This is a genomic window from Thorsellia anophelis DSM 18579, from assembly GCF_900111395.1.
Classification (GTDB): Bacteria; Pseudomonadota; Gammaproteobacteria; order Enterobacterales; family Thorselliaceae; genus Thorsellia; species Thorsellia anophelis.
Genome location: NZ_FOHV01000006.1, coordinates 147085 through 161876 on the forward strand (window position 1 = coordinate 147085; position 14792 = coordinate 161876).

At 36.4% G+C, this 14792-nt stretch carries 10 protein-coding genes; 6 read left to right on the forward strand and 4 right to left on the reverse strand.

The genetic code is table 11. The features are described 5' to 3' along the window. Window positions 1-1032 (forward strand): Fe(3+) ABC transporter substrate-binding protein, encoded by a 1032-nt coding sequence (locus tag BMW37_RS05320; RefSeq protein WP_093318384.1) that lies wholly within the window; start codon window positions 1-3, stop codon window positions 1030-1032. A 229-nt stretch (window positions 1033-1261) separates the two neighbouring features. Here BMW37_RS05320 and sltY read toward each other — a convergent pair whose 3' ends face one another. From sltY to BMW37_RS05335, 3 genes are all read right to left on the reverse strand, one after another. Continuing rightward, complete coding sequence (gene sltY / locus BMW37_RS05325; RefSeq protein WP_177168585.1) at window positions 1262-3235, reverse strand: murein transglycosylase; 1974 nt, start codon at window positions 3233-3235, stop codon at window positions 1262-1264. 93 nt (window positions 3236-3328) lie between these two features. Further along, on the reverse strand, window positions 3329-4507 hold the full coding sequence (locus BMW37_RS05330; protein ID WP_093318386.1) for a heme biosynthesis HemY N-terminal domain-containing protein: 1179 nt from the start codon (window positions 4505-4507) through the stop codon (window positions 3329-3331). Between the two features lie 9 nt (window positions 4508-4516). Further along, entirely contained in the window at window positions 4517-5998 is a 1482-nt protein-coding gene (locus BMW37_RS05335; RefSeq protein ID WP_177168586.1) for a uroporphyrinogen-III C-methyltransferase, read from the reverse strand. Between the two features lie 651 nt (window positions 5999-6649). On the opposite strand from BMW37_RS05335, the gene BMW37_RS05340 reads away from it, so the two are divergent. The 4 genes from BMW37_RS05340 to BMW37_RS05355 all read left to right on the forward strand — a co-directional run bounded on the left by BMW37_RS05340 (window position 6650) and on the right by BMW37_RS05355 (window position 12318). Continuing rightward, window positions 6650-9271: an HAD-IC family P-type ATPase gene (locus BMW37_RS05340; RefSeq protein ID WP_093318388.1), complete on the forward strand. Its 2622-nt coding sequence runs from the start codon at window positions 6650-6652 to the stop codon at window positions 9269-9271. Window positions 9272-9405: 134 nt separating this feature from the next. Beyond that, on the forward strand, window positions 9406-9936 hold the full coding sequence (locus BMW37_RS05345; RefSeq protein ID WP_093318389.1) for a M23 family metallopeptidase: 531 nt from the start codon (window positions 9406-9408) through the stop codon (window positions 9934-9936). Between the two features lie 107 nt (window positions 9937-10043). Continuing rightward, window positions 10044-10847: an inositol-1-monophosphatase gene (suhB, locus tag BMW37_RS05350; RefSeq protein WP_093318390.1), complete on the forward strand. Its 804-nt coding sequence runs from the start codon at window positions 10044-10046 to the stop codon at window positions 10845-10847. Window positions 10848-10962: 115 nt separating this feature from the next. Next, a complete protein-coding gene (locus BMW37_RS05355) occupies window positions 10963-12318 on the forward strand; it encodes an NCS2 family permease (protein ID WP_093318391.1) in 1356 nt (451 codons plus the stop codon). Window positions 12319-12510: 192 nt separating this feature from the next. Here the strand turns inward: BMW37_RS05355 and BMW37_RS05360 are convergent, their stop codons facing one another. Then, entirely contained in the window at window positions 12511-13842 is a 1332-nt protein-coding gene (locus BMW37_RS05360) for a CoA-disulfide reductase (RefSeq protein ID WP_093318392.1), read from the reverse strand. Between the two features lie 403 nt (window positions 13843-14245). On the opposite strand from BMW37_RS05360, the gene gspS reads away from it, so the two are divergent. Then, on the forward strand, window positions 14246-14698 hold the full coding sequence (gspS, locus tag BMW37_RS05365; RefSeq protein WP_093318393.1) for a type II secretion system pilot lipoprotein GspS: 453 nt from the start codon (window positions 14246-14248) through the stop codon (window positions 14696-14698). The last annotated feature ends 94 nt before the right edge of the window (window positions 14699-14792 follow it).

A 14792-nucleotide genomic window follows, 5' to 3' on the forward strand; every position in this document is an offset into this window, starting at 1 on the left:
ATGCGTCACTCTACTCTCACAAAATCTCTTATTGCCTCATTTGTCTCTTTAATGTCAGTACAAGCATTTGCTGCAGATAAAGTGACCGTCTACACTACCCGTGAACCTAAACTTATTGAACCTATCCTTGCCGATTTTACAAAAAATACAGGCATTACAGTTGATACCATTTTTGTTAAAGAAGGTCTATTAGAGCGAGTGAAAGCAGAAGGTACAACCTCTCCTGCTGATATTTTAATGACGGTTGATATTGGTAACTTAGTTGATCTGGTTGAAGCTGGACTGACTCAACCGATTAATTCCACAACTCTGACTGAGGTGATTCCAGCAAACTTAAGAGATCCAAATGGTAATTGGTTTGCCTTATCACTTAGAGATAGGGTGCTATATGCAGCAACAGAAATGCCAATTGATAGATTTAAATATGAAGATTTAGCTAATCCTGAATTTAAAGGCAAAGTCTGTATTCGTTCAGGACAACACCCTTATAATATTGGCATGTTAGCGGCTATGATTGAACATAATGGCACCGAAAAAACAGAACAATGGTTAAGAGACGTTAAAAATAACCTAGCGCGTAAGGCAACTGGGGGCGATAGAGATGTAGCGCGTGATATTCTAGGGGGCATTTGTGATTTAGGGCTTGCTAATGCCTACTATGTAGGACGCATGAAAAATGCAGAAGTAGGTTCAGACGAACGCGCATGGGGAGATGCAATAAAAGTCATCAGACCAAGTTTTGCACAATCACCTAATCAAGGCACACATGTTAATATCAGTGGTGCGGGTTTAGCGGTTAATGCTCCCGAGAAAGACAATGCAATTAAACTGATGGAATTTTTAGTATCTGAAGAAGCACAGTCTCTTTATGCAAAAGCTAACTATGAGTACCCTGTTAGAGCAGGCGTAGAATTAGATCCTGTTGTAGCAAGTTTTGGCGTTTTAAATCCTGATTCAATATCCTTACTCGATATTGCAAAACACCGCAAAGAAGCAAGTGAACTTGTTGATAAAGTCGGATTTGATAACTAACCTTAAGTGGCAACATAATCAGCTACAATTAATACGTAGCTGATTATGTTGCCACAAACTGACGTTCTGCACGCGACATATTTGATAGTCAAGCTACGCACTACAAAAAATCAGAATCACGACCTTAACATAACAGATGGCTCCTCAAATCACTGAGTCACATCTATATGTTTTATGGCAATGCAGATTAGACGTTTTCATCGAACATCCATTCACATAATAATCCGTGTCAATATTTTCCTAACTGCTCCTCTTTTGAAAGTACGTTACCCACTTCGTCAGTAGATAATCCATAGTGTTGTAGCAATAATCGATAATACATATCAAAAGACAACACATTTTTCACATATTGCCTTGTTTCTGGAAAAGAGATTGATTCTATGAACTGTGCACTATCAACCTTTCCCCCAGTCCTATTTAACCAAAACTTAACTCGAGAAGGCCCCGCATTATAGGCCGCAGTAGCCAAAATACGATTATTACCATAATCCGTTAAAAGGTCATGTAAATACTGCACCCCAATTTGAATATTCATTGCAGGTCTTAATAATTGATTTGATTCAGTATAAGTCAAAATTTCATTTTTTGTAGCAACTTGTTTAGCGGTATCAGGCATAACTTGCATTAATCCCATGGCGCCTGCAGGCGACATGACTTCAGGTGCCCAAGCACTTTCTTGGCGTGCTATTGCTAAGGCATAAGATTTAGGAACCACTTTTCCTTCTGTTTGCTGAGTAAAAATATCCAACCAACCAAGAGGAAAACGTTCATAAATATTATCCCATAATTTTGCAGTGATCGTTGTTTGTACAGCAAGTTGATGCCATCCATTATCTAACGCAATTCTAGCTAAATAAGGCTGCTCTTCAGCGGGTGTTTGTTCGACCAAATAAATCCATTCACGTACTGCTTGCCCGTGTTGCTGCCAATGAAGAAATTCAGCGACTCTTGCAATAGTAGGGTCATTAATAAAACGCTCCTTATTCCCACTTGCCGGCACAATTTTAAGTGTGTAAGGAATATTAAGTTTTAACGCTGCCATCATGGGATAAAATCCACGTTCTTGGCTCAATGCATTTAACAATTTATTTGATTGATCGATTTTATCCGCACCTCCTCGCCTGTTTAGATCCATCGCGTTAAAATAACGCCAGGTTTGATTATTTTGACTTTCTTGGGACAATCTTGATATCCCTTTAGAAATATTTTCCCAATCATTTTCTCTTAAAGCAATTCGGATTCTGTTTTCAATTAACTCGTCATTCAACGTTGTTTCGAAAAATTGCTCTCTTAATTTTAATTGTGCTGAGGTTGGATTATTTAAAAAAAGTAACTGCTTAAACACGGCATCTTCAATCAAGCGAGTTTGCGTTTCGGATAAGTTTTGCTTTGTAATCAGATTAGGCATGATTTTGATTGCCTCTGCTAAATCACGACCTGCTAAAAGCTCGAACAACACAATCGAAATTGATTGAGTCTCGGAAGTTGGAGGTAATTCAATAATCGAGATAAGGTTATTAGGGGTTTTGTGAATATCTGCTAACGCCCCCTCTAAAGCATCATAGTTGTTTGACAGTTGTTTTGAAAGATAGACAGCTAATGAGGTATTGTTATTTTTTAAAGCAAGCATCAATCTTGATAACGTTAATTCATCTGTTTGCGCAGTTTTTTGCCAATAAGTAATTAATGGATCGCAAGCATCTGGTAAACTTTTACCTGTTAACCAAATATCATCCACAATTTTATTGATAGAAGATAGATCGCCATTTTCCATCTGAGCTTGACCGATATAACATTTATCCTGTGTTGTCAGTTTAAATTGAGACGTGTCGATTGCATGACTAAGTACAAATAAATCTTCAAAGTTTTTCGCTTTGCCCCATTTATTAATAAAAAAAGCAATTAAGCTTAAATTAACAGCTGAATTTGGCTCTGCTTTGATAAAGGCAACTAAATCGTCTGGCTTAATCGTATCTGAATATTGTAAAAATAATCGATACTCTGCATATCGATGCAGAGGATAGGTTTTAAGAGCCATTAATTGTGCTTTGCTTGCTTCTAAATTGTGTTCTTTTAAACCTTTTAAATAAAGCTGATAAGCTTCTCTTTGGATGTTTAAAATTGGATTTGCACTCACCATAAAACATGTCATCATCAAGATAGACAATACAATAGTGTTAAACAATTGAACCTTATATTTCATAATCACATAACCCATTACTCACACGTTATTTAATGATAAAAAAAGAACGATAATAGCATTACGCCATTATCGTTCTTTTTTAGTGAAGTATGATTAAGCTTGATTTAATATTCCAAGCTGCCTCGTTTCTTTTGCTTCGTCATTTCTGTCTAGTTTCTCTAAACATTCAGCTAATAAATCATAATCGTGCTGTTTTGGATTAGTTAATATAATAGTTCGAAACAACGTTTCAGCCTCCACATATTCACCTAATTTCATTGCAATAACAGCCAAGGCTCTATCTACAATAATCTTATCACTGAGCTTATTACCTATTTTATTGATTCGCTTTTGTAATTTTTTCCAATCTAAAGTCTGCATCCTAGGTACTAATTCTAACAAGCGAGCTGTAGGTTGTTGCTTAAAAAATTGTTCAAAATAAGTTTCAGCTGGCAACATCGCATTAGCATTGAGCAGGGTTTCAATTAAGGCAGCCTGATTACTGGCATCATTTTTAATCTGCCTATGTTGTTTTTCCCACCATGAGATGAGTGCCTCATGACCTTCTTCGTTAATTATTCTAAGCATCAAACCTCGGTAAGCATCAAATTTAATTGATTCAACCTGGCTTTGTGAAAACACATGATTTTTACTTAACCACGGCAATATCCCAATTAATGCTTCATAAGCGTGAGTACGCTGATAAATTTGAACACTAAGTCGCAAAACTTCAGGATGCTGGTTATTTTTTGTCAATAATCCTTCAATTCTCATTGTAGCAGTGGTCAAATCATTTTTTTCAACTAATAGCCTAATTTGTGTCAGATCTATTGCCAGATCATTATCAAATTTGCCATCTGACGCCAACACTAAATAATGCTGGCTACCTTCTAAATTACCTTGCTTTTGAGCAAGTTCAGCTGCTAGAAGATAATTTAAAGCTGGCATATCGGCATGTTTTGCCCCTTTAATAAGTGCCTTCTCAGCTGAACGATAATCACCTTCGAGAAATTTTAATAATGCCAATTGTGTTTGCTCTCTAGAAGCTTTAATTTTCCGATTACCAAACCAATTAAATCCAATTTTAGTTCTTCTTAACACACCAAAAATTAAGCGGCTAATAAACCAATAGGCAAGCCAAAGAGCTAAAAGCATCACTACAGCATAAGTTACAGATGTTCTAATTTCATAATTTGCAATTTGAATAAAAACTTCACCTTGCATACCAACTAATAAAGGACCTAATGCAAGTGCAATACAGCCACAAACAAATAAGATAAGTAGTCTGGTCATCTTTGCCTCTTATTGCGTAGTTGTTGACGAATGAGTGGAATTGTGTGACTCATTCGAAGGAGATTGTGCATCTTCTGAATTTGCCTGGTTAACTGGTTGGTTAACCCATTTAGTCACTCTATCTTGCACTAATCTCGCTACTAGCTCTGCGCTTTGAAACTTTTCAGGCAGTGTCATTTCAAGAGGCTGCTTTTGAAGTTCAGATAACTCGCTAATAATATGTTGTGTTTGTTTGTCATCAACATCAAAATATTGATTAATCACAGTTAAAACATCGTTAATTGTATCTTGATACACTCTATCTTGACGACGTGATACTGCTTGTGTTGCTAACAATAACCTGGCTCGAATATTCTCTCTTAAATAAACCACTTGCTCAGGCATTAAAATTGGTTCTGCCGCACCATCCACTTTACGAATTGAGATAAAATCGTTAGAAAAATTACGCCAATTCGCCATCAAATTTTGCCGCCAATCACTTATCGAATTAGTAGGCTCTGTCGTTTCATTTATGTGATCTGTTACCCATCTAAACTCAGGCTTCAGCACTAGCGTGTCAACTGTATTTAAGAGTGTAGACATTCTTGCAACAATACCATCTATATCAGGAGGATTTAAAGCTGCAAGCGCTGCGATATCAGAGGCAATTGCAGTTCTCGTTTGAATCAAGCTACTATCATTCATTTCAGCGAGGCTACTATCTGCCGTTTTCAATAATGCCATGGCAGTTAAAACATCCTTTTCAGACCATAACCTTCTTGCTGCCATCTTAATGTAAAAATCAGCCTGCGAAACAAGCCAAGCTGTATTATCTTGCGTTGCCAGACGGTTGACTTTATCTTCAATCGCTGCAATTTGTGATTGTGCGGTTTCTTGCTCTATAGTCCAGGTTCTTTGTATGTTAGCTTGCTGCTTTTCGAATGTTTGTAAAGCCGATTCAAATTCATCTCTAATACTCATCACTCGTTTATTTTCATTTTCAGCGGCTCTATTTTTTTCATCCAATGTTGTTTTAAGCGCTTCCATTTCCTTTCTAATCGCCTGCTCTCTTTCTTGGAACTGAGTCGTTATCACTTCTAATTGCTTGGCTGATTGCTGATTAACATAATAAAACAGCGCTGCTGAAGCACCAATCGTGGTAATTAAAGCTAATAATGACATCACTAAAGGGGTCTTAGACATTTTAGTGCTCCTGTTAATTTCTTGTGTATTTCCTTGATTTATAGCATGACTATCAGTATTTAATTGCGTATTGATTTCACTCTGGTTAGTATCAGTTAGGTTTGATGAGTCTGCTACTTGACTATCCTGTACTTTTTCACCATCACTTTCTTCAACAAAGTCCGAATTTTGGCTAGTTACGATATTTTCTGAAGACATATCCTCATTGACGTCATCATTAGGCGTCTTATTTTCTTGGTTATTAAACTCATTGTTTGCTACTTCATTCAATGATTTATCTTCTTTAATTGTTTTTTTCGGTTTAGTCATGTTAACGCGCATCCTTAAAGTAGGCAATAAAATGAATTATTGATAATGCATCTAGGTCGATTTCAGCCTACAGAATAGCAAGAAATCAAAAAATATTAAATCATTTACCACATTTAGACACAAAAATCACTGCCAAATTAATATCTATCTTAACTATTATCACTCATTTTAATTTTCCATATATGACTAATTCAATTTTAAATTCAACATCCTATTTTTAAAAGATAAAACTTATCGCAAAGCGTATGAGATGACATTCCTGATTTGATTTAGCTTGACAAGGTACTGTCAAAATCCCTTTAACTACTATAAGCAATAGCGACAACATACTATCTACCATCCTAGAAACTGTTTATTCAGATTTTATGTAATTGAAGATACGCAGCAGAAATCCCATTGCTTTAGCAGGAGGAGGATGTCGAAAGAAAAATATCAATTATTTTTTACAACACATCTTATTTGAATCAAGTTACTTTAAGCATACATTGAGTTTTTATAGATTGATTGCAGATTAATGCATTTTTCAGTTGCAATCGATATTCAACTATTTAAAAATAGATTGATACAGATGCTAATAATTAATCGATATTTTAGGTACAATGTCGAAGATAACAAATTTTTTTATTTGATTTTTAGAAGAGGCATAAAGGTATGACTAAATGGTATCAATTCTCTTTGGATGACCTATATTCAAAGGCTAAATCCAATCAAAGTGGTCTGTCACAAGCTGAGCGAGACACTAGACTGCAGACAAATGGTCCAAACCTTTTAACAAAAGGAAAACAAGAGACTGAGTTTCAAAAATTCATTAAACATTTTAATGATTTGTTAATATATGTCTTAATTGCTTCCGGTATTCTTAAAGGTGCAATTGGCGCCTATACTGAAATGATCATCATTTTTTTAGTCGTAGTGATTAATGCCATTATAGGTTATATACAAGAACGCAAAGCAAATAATTCACTCAATAGCTTAACTAATATGATGAGTGAAGATGCCACTATTCTCGTTAATTCTGAAAAAGTAGTAGTTGATGCTTCAACACTTGTCGTTGGGGATATTGTACTACTAAGTCCTGGTAATATTGTGCCAGCAGATATCAGAATCATTGAAGCGTACAACCTAGTCGTTGAAGAAGCTATCTTAACAGGTGAGTCTGTTCCAATTGAAAAAAATAATGTGCCGATTGAAGGCGATGCTGATCTAGGAGATCGAATCAATCTCGCTTTTTCTGGTACATTAGTCAATAGCGGCTCAGGTAAAGGTGTTGTCGTTGAAACCGGTGATAGAACAGAGCTTGGCAAAATAAGCCAAAGCTTGAAATCAGTTGACCAGACGGTAACTCCTCTGATTCAAAAAATGAAGCTGCTAAATAAGCAAATATTTGGCATATTAGCCATTTTAATTGCCTTTTTATTAGTCTTTAGCTTAATGTTTAGAGATTTCTCATCTACCGAGCTGGTTTCAGCAATGATTGCACTTGCTGTTTCAGCAGTACCTGAAGGCCTACCTGCTGTTTTATCGATTATTTTAGCTATGGGCGTTGGTAGAATGGCGTATGAAAAAGCGATCATTAAAAAAATGCCAGCGGTTGAGACATTAGGCAGCATGAGCGTCATTTGCTCAGATAAAACAGGAACACTCACTAAAAATGAAATGAGTGTGGTTTCTGTGATTACCAAAGAAACAGTTTATACTGAGTTAGCAGCACCTATTAAATGGGAAGAAAGCAGCATAGGCATGCAAAGACTGCTTGAGATTGGCCTTTACTGTAATGATACTAAAATTGATTACCACAATGGGAAAAGGGAAGTTATCGGTAATCCGACTGAGGCCGCTTTACTTGAATTAAGTTATAAAGCTAATCTTAGCCAAGATAATCATACACTTTATAAAATCCCTTTTGACTCTGCATATAAATACATGGCAACACTCGTAGACATCAATGATAGGCGTTTTATTTATCTAAAAGGTGCGCCTGATGTATTACTTTCAATGATGCAATTAGAGCTTCAAGGGGACGCATCAACTGCCTTAGATTTACAGTATTGGGATGACAAGATTGTTGAGTACGCAAAAAAAGGACAGCGGGTATTAGCTGCTGCATTTAAAGAAGTGTCAAATGACACTGAAAGTTTTACTCATGACGATCTAAGTAATGATATGGTTTTTGCTGGCCTATATGGCATTATCGATCCACCAAAAGCTGAAGCGATTGAGGCAGTAGGAATTGCAAGATCAGCTGGTATCAGTGTTAAAATGATAACAGGGGATCATAAAGAAACAGCTATTGCAATCGCAAAAGAAATCGGTATTGAACATTATGATAAAGCCCTTGTTGGAAAAGAACTTGAAGAAATGACTGATGAGGAATTAAGAGATGTTGTCTTAACTCATGATGTGTTTGCAAGGACAACACCAGAACACAAACTTCGTCTAGTCAGTGCAATCCAAGACCATGGATTAATTGCAGCGATGACAGGTGATGGTGTAAATGATGCTGCTGCACTTAAAAAAGCAGATATTGGTGTAGCTATGGGTATTAAAGGCACTCAAGTTACTAAAGATACAGCTGATATGGTTTTAGCAGATGATAATTTTGCAACGATTGTTAAAGCTGTAAAAGAAGGTCGTAGAGTCTATGATAATCTCCAAAAAGCGATTTTCTTTGCACTACCAACTGCATTTTCTCAAGGATTATTAGTCGTTATCTCAATTTTAGCAGGGATAGAGTTACCACTCACGCCAGTACAAATTCTATGGCTAAATATGGTTACAACAATTACTCTTTCATTTGCACTAGGGTATGAACCGTATGCAGAAGATATCATGCAACGTAAGCCAAGAGATCCGAAGGTAAATATACTCAACACCTATGCGATTATTAGGGTAACGTATGTATCATTTATTATCGGTTTGCTTGGCTTCTTGATAGGCGGTATTTTACGAAATGCAGGGGCAGAACTTGCGACGATTCAAACGACTATCCTACAAACCCTAGTATTCGCTCAAGCATTTTATATGATCTGCTGTAGAGAAATAACTAAGTTTTCAATCACGCCAACGATTAAAGAAAATAATGTCCTTTGGTATTCACTAGGCATTTTATTGGTATTACAAATTGCCATTATTTATTTACCGTTTATCAATACAGTGATGGAAACGGCTCCACTAGGATTTAAAGAATTAGGTATTTCCTTCCTAGCTGGTCTGTCTATTTTTGTGATTGTTGAAGCAGAAAAATTCTTCTATCGTAAATTTAAAAAGGCTTAAGATAATTTTAATTGATGCAACCTTGAAAATTATCTTTAAGGTTACATAATATTCAAAAGCGCAGCAGATTATCTGCTGCGCTTTTTTATGGTATAATTTTGATGATAATAATCAAAATTAAGAGATAAACCTACATGCAGAGATTTAGCCTTATTTTTAACGCTATTTTCAAAAAAAAACGATACCTAATAATTATCATACTTCTGATAAATGTTTATATTTTACCTGCTAATGTCATGATTCCAGTTAAAGATGCATCTGCTAAAGATTGGAATCCCAAAACATTCTGGCATGAACCTTGGGGTGCATCAATCGTTCACAAAGGGATTGATATTTTTGCTAAAAAGGGACAACCTGTTTTAGCTGCCACTAATGGAATTACCATTTTTCAAGGTAATATCAAACGCGGTGGACATATCATTATCATGTTAGATAGAAGCTTACGTCTTCATTACTATGCACATTTGTCAGAGGCAAGCCATGCCCCTTTGATAGCATTTCAAGGTGAACCCATAGGTTTTGTCAGTAATACCGGTAATGCAAAGGGTAAACCTGCACACCTACACTACTCAGTTTTTAGCATATTCCCCCATCCTTGGAGAATTGATTCTAGTACTCATGGATGGAAAAAAATGTTTTATCTTAACCCACAAGATTTATTTTAAAAAAATAGAATGATTCCATCTCGCATATGTTAAAATATAATGAGAGGTAGGTAATGACCTGCTTCTTGTTCTTATTAACCGTTCTTTAACATTAAGTGGATTAAAATATGCATCCTATGCTCAATATTGCTGTCCGTGCTGCAAGGCGCGCAGGCACCATTATCACACAACATTTATCAAACCCTTCTGCAGTTGAAACTATTCAAAAGGGACAAAATGATTTCGTAACAAATGTTGATAAACAAGCTGAAGCAGCTATCATAGAAGTTATTCAAAAGGCCTATCCAGAACACACCATTATTGGTGAAGAAAGTGGTCAGCTACTTGGTTCAGATGATAGTATTCAATGGGTAATCGATCCACTTGATGGTACGACTAATTTTGTCAAAGGATTTCCTCATTTCGCTGTTTCAATAGCTGCTCGTCAAAATGGCCGCACAGAGGTCGCTGTTGTATACGATCCTATCCGTAATGAACTTTTTACTGCTGTAAGAGGCCAAGGCGCACAATTAAACGGTTACCGCTTACGCATGGCAGATATAAAGTCAATTGAAGGAACAGTACTTGCTACTGGTTTCCCTTTTAAATATAAACAATTCACTCAGAACTACATGAGTATGGTTAATGCGCTATTTGTCCATTGTGCTGACTTTAGGCGCACTGGTTGTGCATCATTAGACTTAGCTTATGTTGCATGTGGACGAGTCGATGGCTATTTTGAAATTGGATTAAAACCCTGGGATTTTATGGCAGGTGAGTTAATTGTGCGTGAAGCTGGCGGCGTCGTTACTGACTTTGTTGGAGATAATCACTATCTAGACTCAGGTAATCTTGTTGCAGGTAATGCTAAAGTTGTAAGAGGTATCTTAACAACTATACGTGAATATTTGGGCAATTCATTGAGCCGCTAACATTTTATGTATTAACAGCACTGCTAGTGCTAACCGATCATAACCAATCAGTTAGCACTTAAAAAATACGACGACCAATATTTTTTAATGACATGACGCAAGTAAGAGGAATCCTATGTCATCCGAACTTCCCCCCACAAAAACAAGTTTTCTAGATAATTTTTTCAATATCACTCAAAGACACTCAACGTTTAAAACAGAGGTTTTGGCTGGTTTAACAACATTTTTAGCCATGGTTTATTCAATAATTGTTGTTCCCAATATGCTAAGTGAAGCAGGTTTTCCAAGAGATAGCGTCTTTATTGCAACTTGCTTAGTTGCAGGCTTTGGTTCCCTACTTATGGGATTTTGGGCAAAATTACCGATGGCTATTGGGTGTGCTATCTCTTTAACCGCTTTTACTGCTTTTGGAATGGTTAAATATCAACAACTGCCTATACCAACCGTGCTTGCGGCTGTATTTATTATGGGGTTAGTGTTTACGCTGATATCCATAACGGGTATTCGTAGTTGGATTTTGCGTAATATGCCAATGGGGATTGCACATGGCACAGGGATTGGTATCGGTTTATTTTTATTTTTAATTGCAACCAACACAGTTAATCTTATTATTAAAAACCCTAACCCTGGTTTACCCGTTATTCTAGGAGACTTTACTGCATTTTCAAGCATTATGGTATTAGTTGGTTTAGCAGCCATGATTGGTGTTGAAAAATTAAGAATTCCAGGCGGAATTTTATTGGTAATGATAGCCATATCAATCCTTGGTTTAATTTTTGATCCGAATGTAAAATATGCAGGGATTGCTGCCCTTCCCTCATTAACAGCTGAAAACGGTGGGTCCTTATTTTTTGCATTAGATATTAAAAGCGCCTTAAATCTTGCGATATTGCCAACTGTCCTTGCGCTAGTCATGACAGCTGTATTTGATGCAACAGGGACTATTCGTGCGGTAGCTGGACAAGCAAATTTATTAGATAAAGAAGGCCAAATCATTAATGGTGGAAAAGCATTAAGCGCTGATTCTGTGAGTAGTATTTTTGCAGGACTCGTCGGAACCTCCCCTGCTGCTGTGTATATTGAATCAGCATCAGGTACAGCTGCTGGCGGAAAAACTGGATTGACCGCGATTGTGGTTGGTATCCTATTTTTACTTATGATTTTACTCTCCCCACTTGCGGCGCTCGTCCCCTCTTACGCCACAGCACCTGCTTTGATGTATGTAGGGATGTTAATGCTAAGTAATGTCACTAAACTTGATTTTAAAGATTCAGTTGATGCGATGTCTGGCCTTATCTGCGCAGTCTTTATTGTGCTTACTTCAAATATCGTAACAGGGATTATGATTGGATTTGCTGTATTAGTCATTGGCCGCATAGCTGCAAAAGAGTGGCGTAAACTTAATCTTGGTACGATTATTATTGCTTTAGCATTAGTCACATTTTATGCGCTTGGCTATAACCTAAACTAATAATCTATAGGCTGACTTTACTGTTTTTTGCTTACATCTATGGATCTTACCCCCTTGCCCATACCAGGTGAGGGGGGTAAGCTGAAAACGATAAAAGCACAAAATAGAAGCAAAGTTCATACAATATGCAACTCTAATTTATGAGCTCTTTTTAGACTAATCCATTCTTTTAGACAAACATAACGGCCTCGATTATTTTGCAACATTACCTGCTATATTTAACGCATCCCAAGTTCTCGCAAAAGGTGGTGCATAAACAAAGTCCATACTACCAAGCTCTTCAACAGTTATACCGGAATAAATTGCTACAGATAAAGCATTAACTCTTCCAATCGCCCCGCCTTCATAAGAGCCGCAAATTTGTCCGCCAAGCAATTTTTTTGTTATTTTATGATAAATAAGTTTGATCACAATATCGGTTTGGGGTAAAACATAGTCCGTCCTATTTTTATCTTTTATAAAGACAGTTGCATAATCCAGGTTGGCATTTTTTGCATCCTTCTCTGTTATCCCCACTCTGCCTGCCTCTAAAGAAAACACTCGAATTCCGCTTGCACCAAGTGTGCCTATAAATGCCTTTTGATTACCAGACATATTTTCTCCAGCTAAACGCCCCAGTTTATTAGCGGTCGTAGCAAGTGGAATATAGCTATTTTTACTGATTCTATGAGGGACGATTGCACAATCCCCAGCGGCATAAATATTAGGAGCAGTAGTCTGGCAGTACTCGTTAATTAAAATTGCGCCTTGTTCATTTAGCGTGATATCTGTATTACTTAAAAAATCAGTGTTAGGCTTAAATCCAACTGCTAAAATAACTGTGTCGACTTCAATTGCCACTTTATCTGTTATCACTTTCAGGTAAGGCCCACTTTTCGCAATTTTAAGTACTTTGTGCTCAGTCAAGACCTCAACCCCGCTATTTTTTAACTCTTGAGTAAGTAAATCGGTTATTTCAGGGTCAAATGTTCTGGCTAGTAAATTTGGACTATATTCAATTAAGGTTACAAATTTACCTTGTAATTTGAACGCTTCGGCAGCTTCAATACCAATAAATCCACCACCTATAATGGCTACTTTATCAGTCGTATTAAGGGCCTTTTTTATGTTAATGGCATCTGCTTGTGAATGCATTGTGAAACAATTTGGTAAATCAATACCCTCAATCGTAGGTTTAATAGGGGATGCGCCGCTAGCAAGTAATAACATCTCAAACTCAAAATCAGACTCACTGCCCGCGGCATCTATTGCTTTTACCCTTTTTTGGTCTGTATCAACTGCAATCACTGTGTGATTGAGCTTAATCTCTATTCCTAACTTAACAAAATCAGAATATTCTCTTGCGCTCATTCTGTCTAAGTCATCAAATTCCCCGCCAATATAGTAAGGTATCCCACATGCACCAAATGAGATGACCTCACTTTTTTCTAATACAGTAATACTCGCATCTTTATGTTGCTTGCGTATTCTCACCGCAGCTGACAATCCTGCTGCATTCGCACCGACAATTAAATATTTTTTCATAAGATTCCCTTTAAATTATTAAAAATCAATTTACTATCCTTAAATTCTAACTATCAATAGCATACTTAGATTTTATACTACCTGAGCTTAAAGATGCACGCATGGAAAATTAAATTTGCTTATTTGACTAACTAAATTTTTTGTTTTTTTGGATTAAAAATCGCCTGGATATAAAAATTTAGCCTAACCTAAATAGAATATAGTCACTATTTTAACATGGAATGATTAGCATTTTACTGATGTAACTTGCTATAATTGCATATAAAGCTAACTCACTATTTTTTATAGTGAGATTGGTATTTTATAACTCATTCAATGGCACATAGTTGAATATTATTATGGCAGGAAATAATCAAACCTATTTTTAGCCTTATTTATCAGATGATTGATTCAGAGATAGTTTATGAAACTACAGAATATTTGCTTTAATTTTTTTAAACGTCCAAGGTATTTAGTGCTAGCATCTTCAATGACCATGATGATGTTCATATCTGGATGCCAACAAACCGCAACTAAGCAAAATGATTTAAGTCAAGCAGAGCAAACACAGCTTAAAATGCTGGTTTCAATTGTAGCCGGTGCAAAAATACTTAAGCATCAATGCCAAAAGACTGATATTCCAACTGATGATAAATTAATTAAAGCGGTGACTAATGCTGCTGAAGATAAAGGCTGGAATGTTACCCCTTTAACATCGCCTGGGGCTGAAGGATTGAGTAAATTACAACTCGCTAATGATACGGTTTATCGCCAACTCTCTGCTGAATTAGCCAATGACCCCGATAAACTTGAAGAAAGATGCGAAGAGCTTAATTCTATGCTAAGTGGATTCATTAATGTTGCAAAATCGCTTTAATGCGTATTAAATCGATTTAAAATAAAGTATTCAGCGCTGAAATATGTTGTGTTCATAGCGTATTTGCACAAAGCAAAAAGAATTTAAATTCTCT

What these genes read in the sequence shown, in the direction of transcription:
- BMW37_RS05320 (WP_093318384.1), top strand. Translation starts at nt 1, where the DNA reads ATGCGTCACTCTACTCTCACAAAATCTCTTATTGCCTCATTTGTCTCT.
- sltY (WP_177168585.1), bottom strand. Translation starts at nt 3,235, where the DNA reads ATGAAATATAAGGTTCAATTGTTTAACACTATTGTATTGTCTATCTTG.
- BMW37_RS05330 (WP_093318386.1), bottom strand. Translation starts at nt 4,507, where the DNA reads ATGACCAGACTACTTATCTTATTTGTTTGTGGCTGTATTGCACTTGCA.
- BMW37_RS05335 (WP_177168586.1), bottom strand. Translation starts at nt 5,998, where the DNA reads ATGACTAAACCGAAAAAAACAATTAAAGAAGATAAATCATTGAATGAA.
- BMW37_RS05340 (WP_093318388.1), top strand. Translation starts at nt 6,650, where the DNA reads ATGACTAAATGGTATCAATTCTCTTTGGATGACCTATATTCAAAGGCT.
- BMW37_RS05345 (WP_093318389.1), top strand. Translation starts at nt 9,406, where the DNA reads ATGCAGAGATTTAGCCTTATTTTTAACGCTATTTTCAAAAAAAAACGA.
- suhB (WP_093318390.1), top strand. Translation starts at nt 10,044, where the DNA reads ATGCATCCTATGCTCAATATTGCTGTCCGTGCTGCAAGGCGCGCAGGC.
- BMW37_RS05355 (WP_093318391.1), top strand. Translation starts at nt 10,963, where the DNA reads ATGTCATCCGAACTTCCCCCCACAAAAACAAGTTTTCTAGATAATTTT.
- BMW37_RS05360 (WP_093318392.1), bottom strand. Translation starts at nt 13,842, where the DNA reads ATGAAAAAATATTTAATTGTCGGTGCGAATGCAGCAGGATTGTCAGCT.
- gspS (WP_093318393.1), top strand. Translation starts at nt 14,246, where the DNA reads ATGAAACTACAGAATATTTGCTTTAATTTTTTTAAACGTCCAAGGTAT.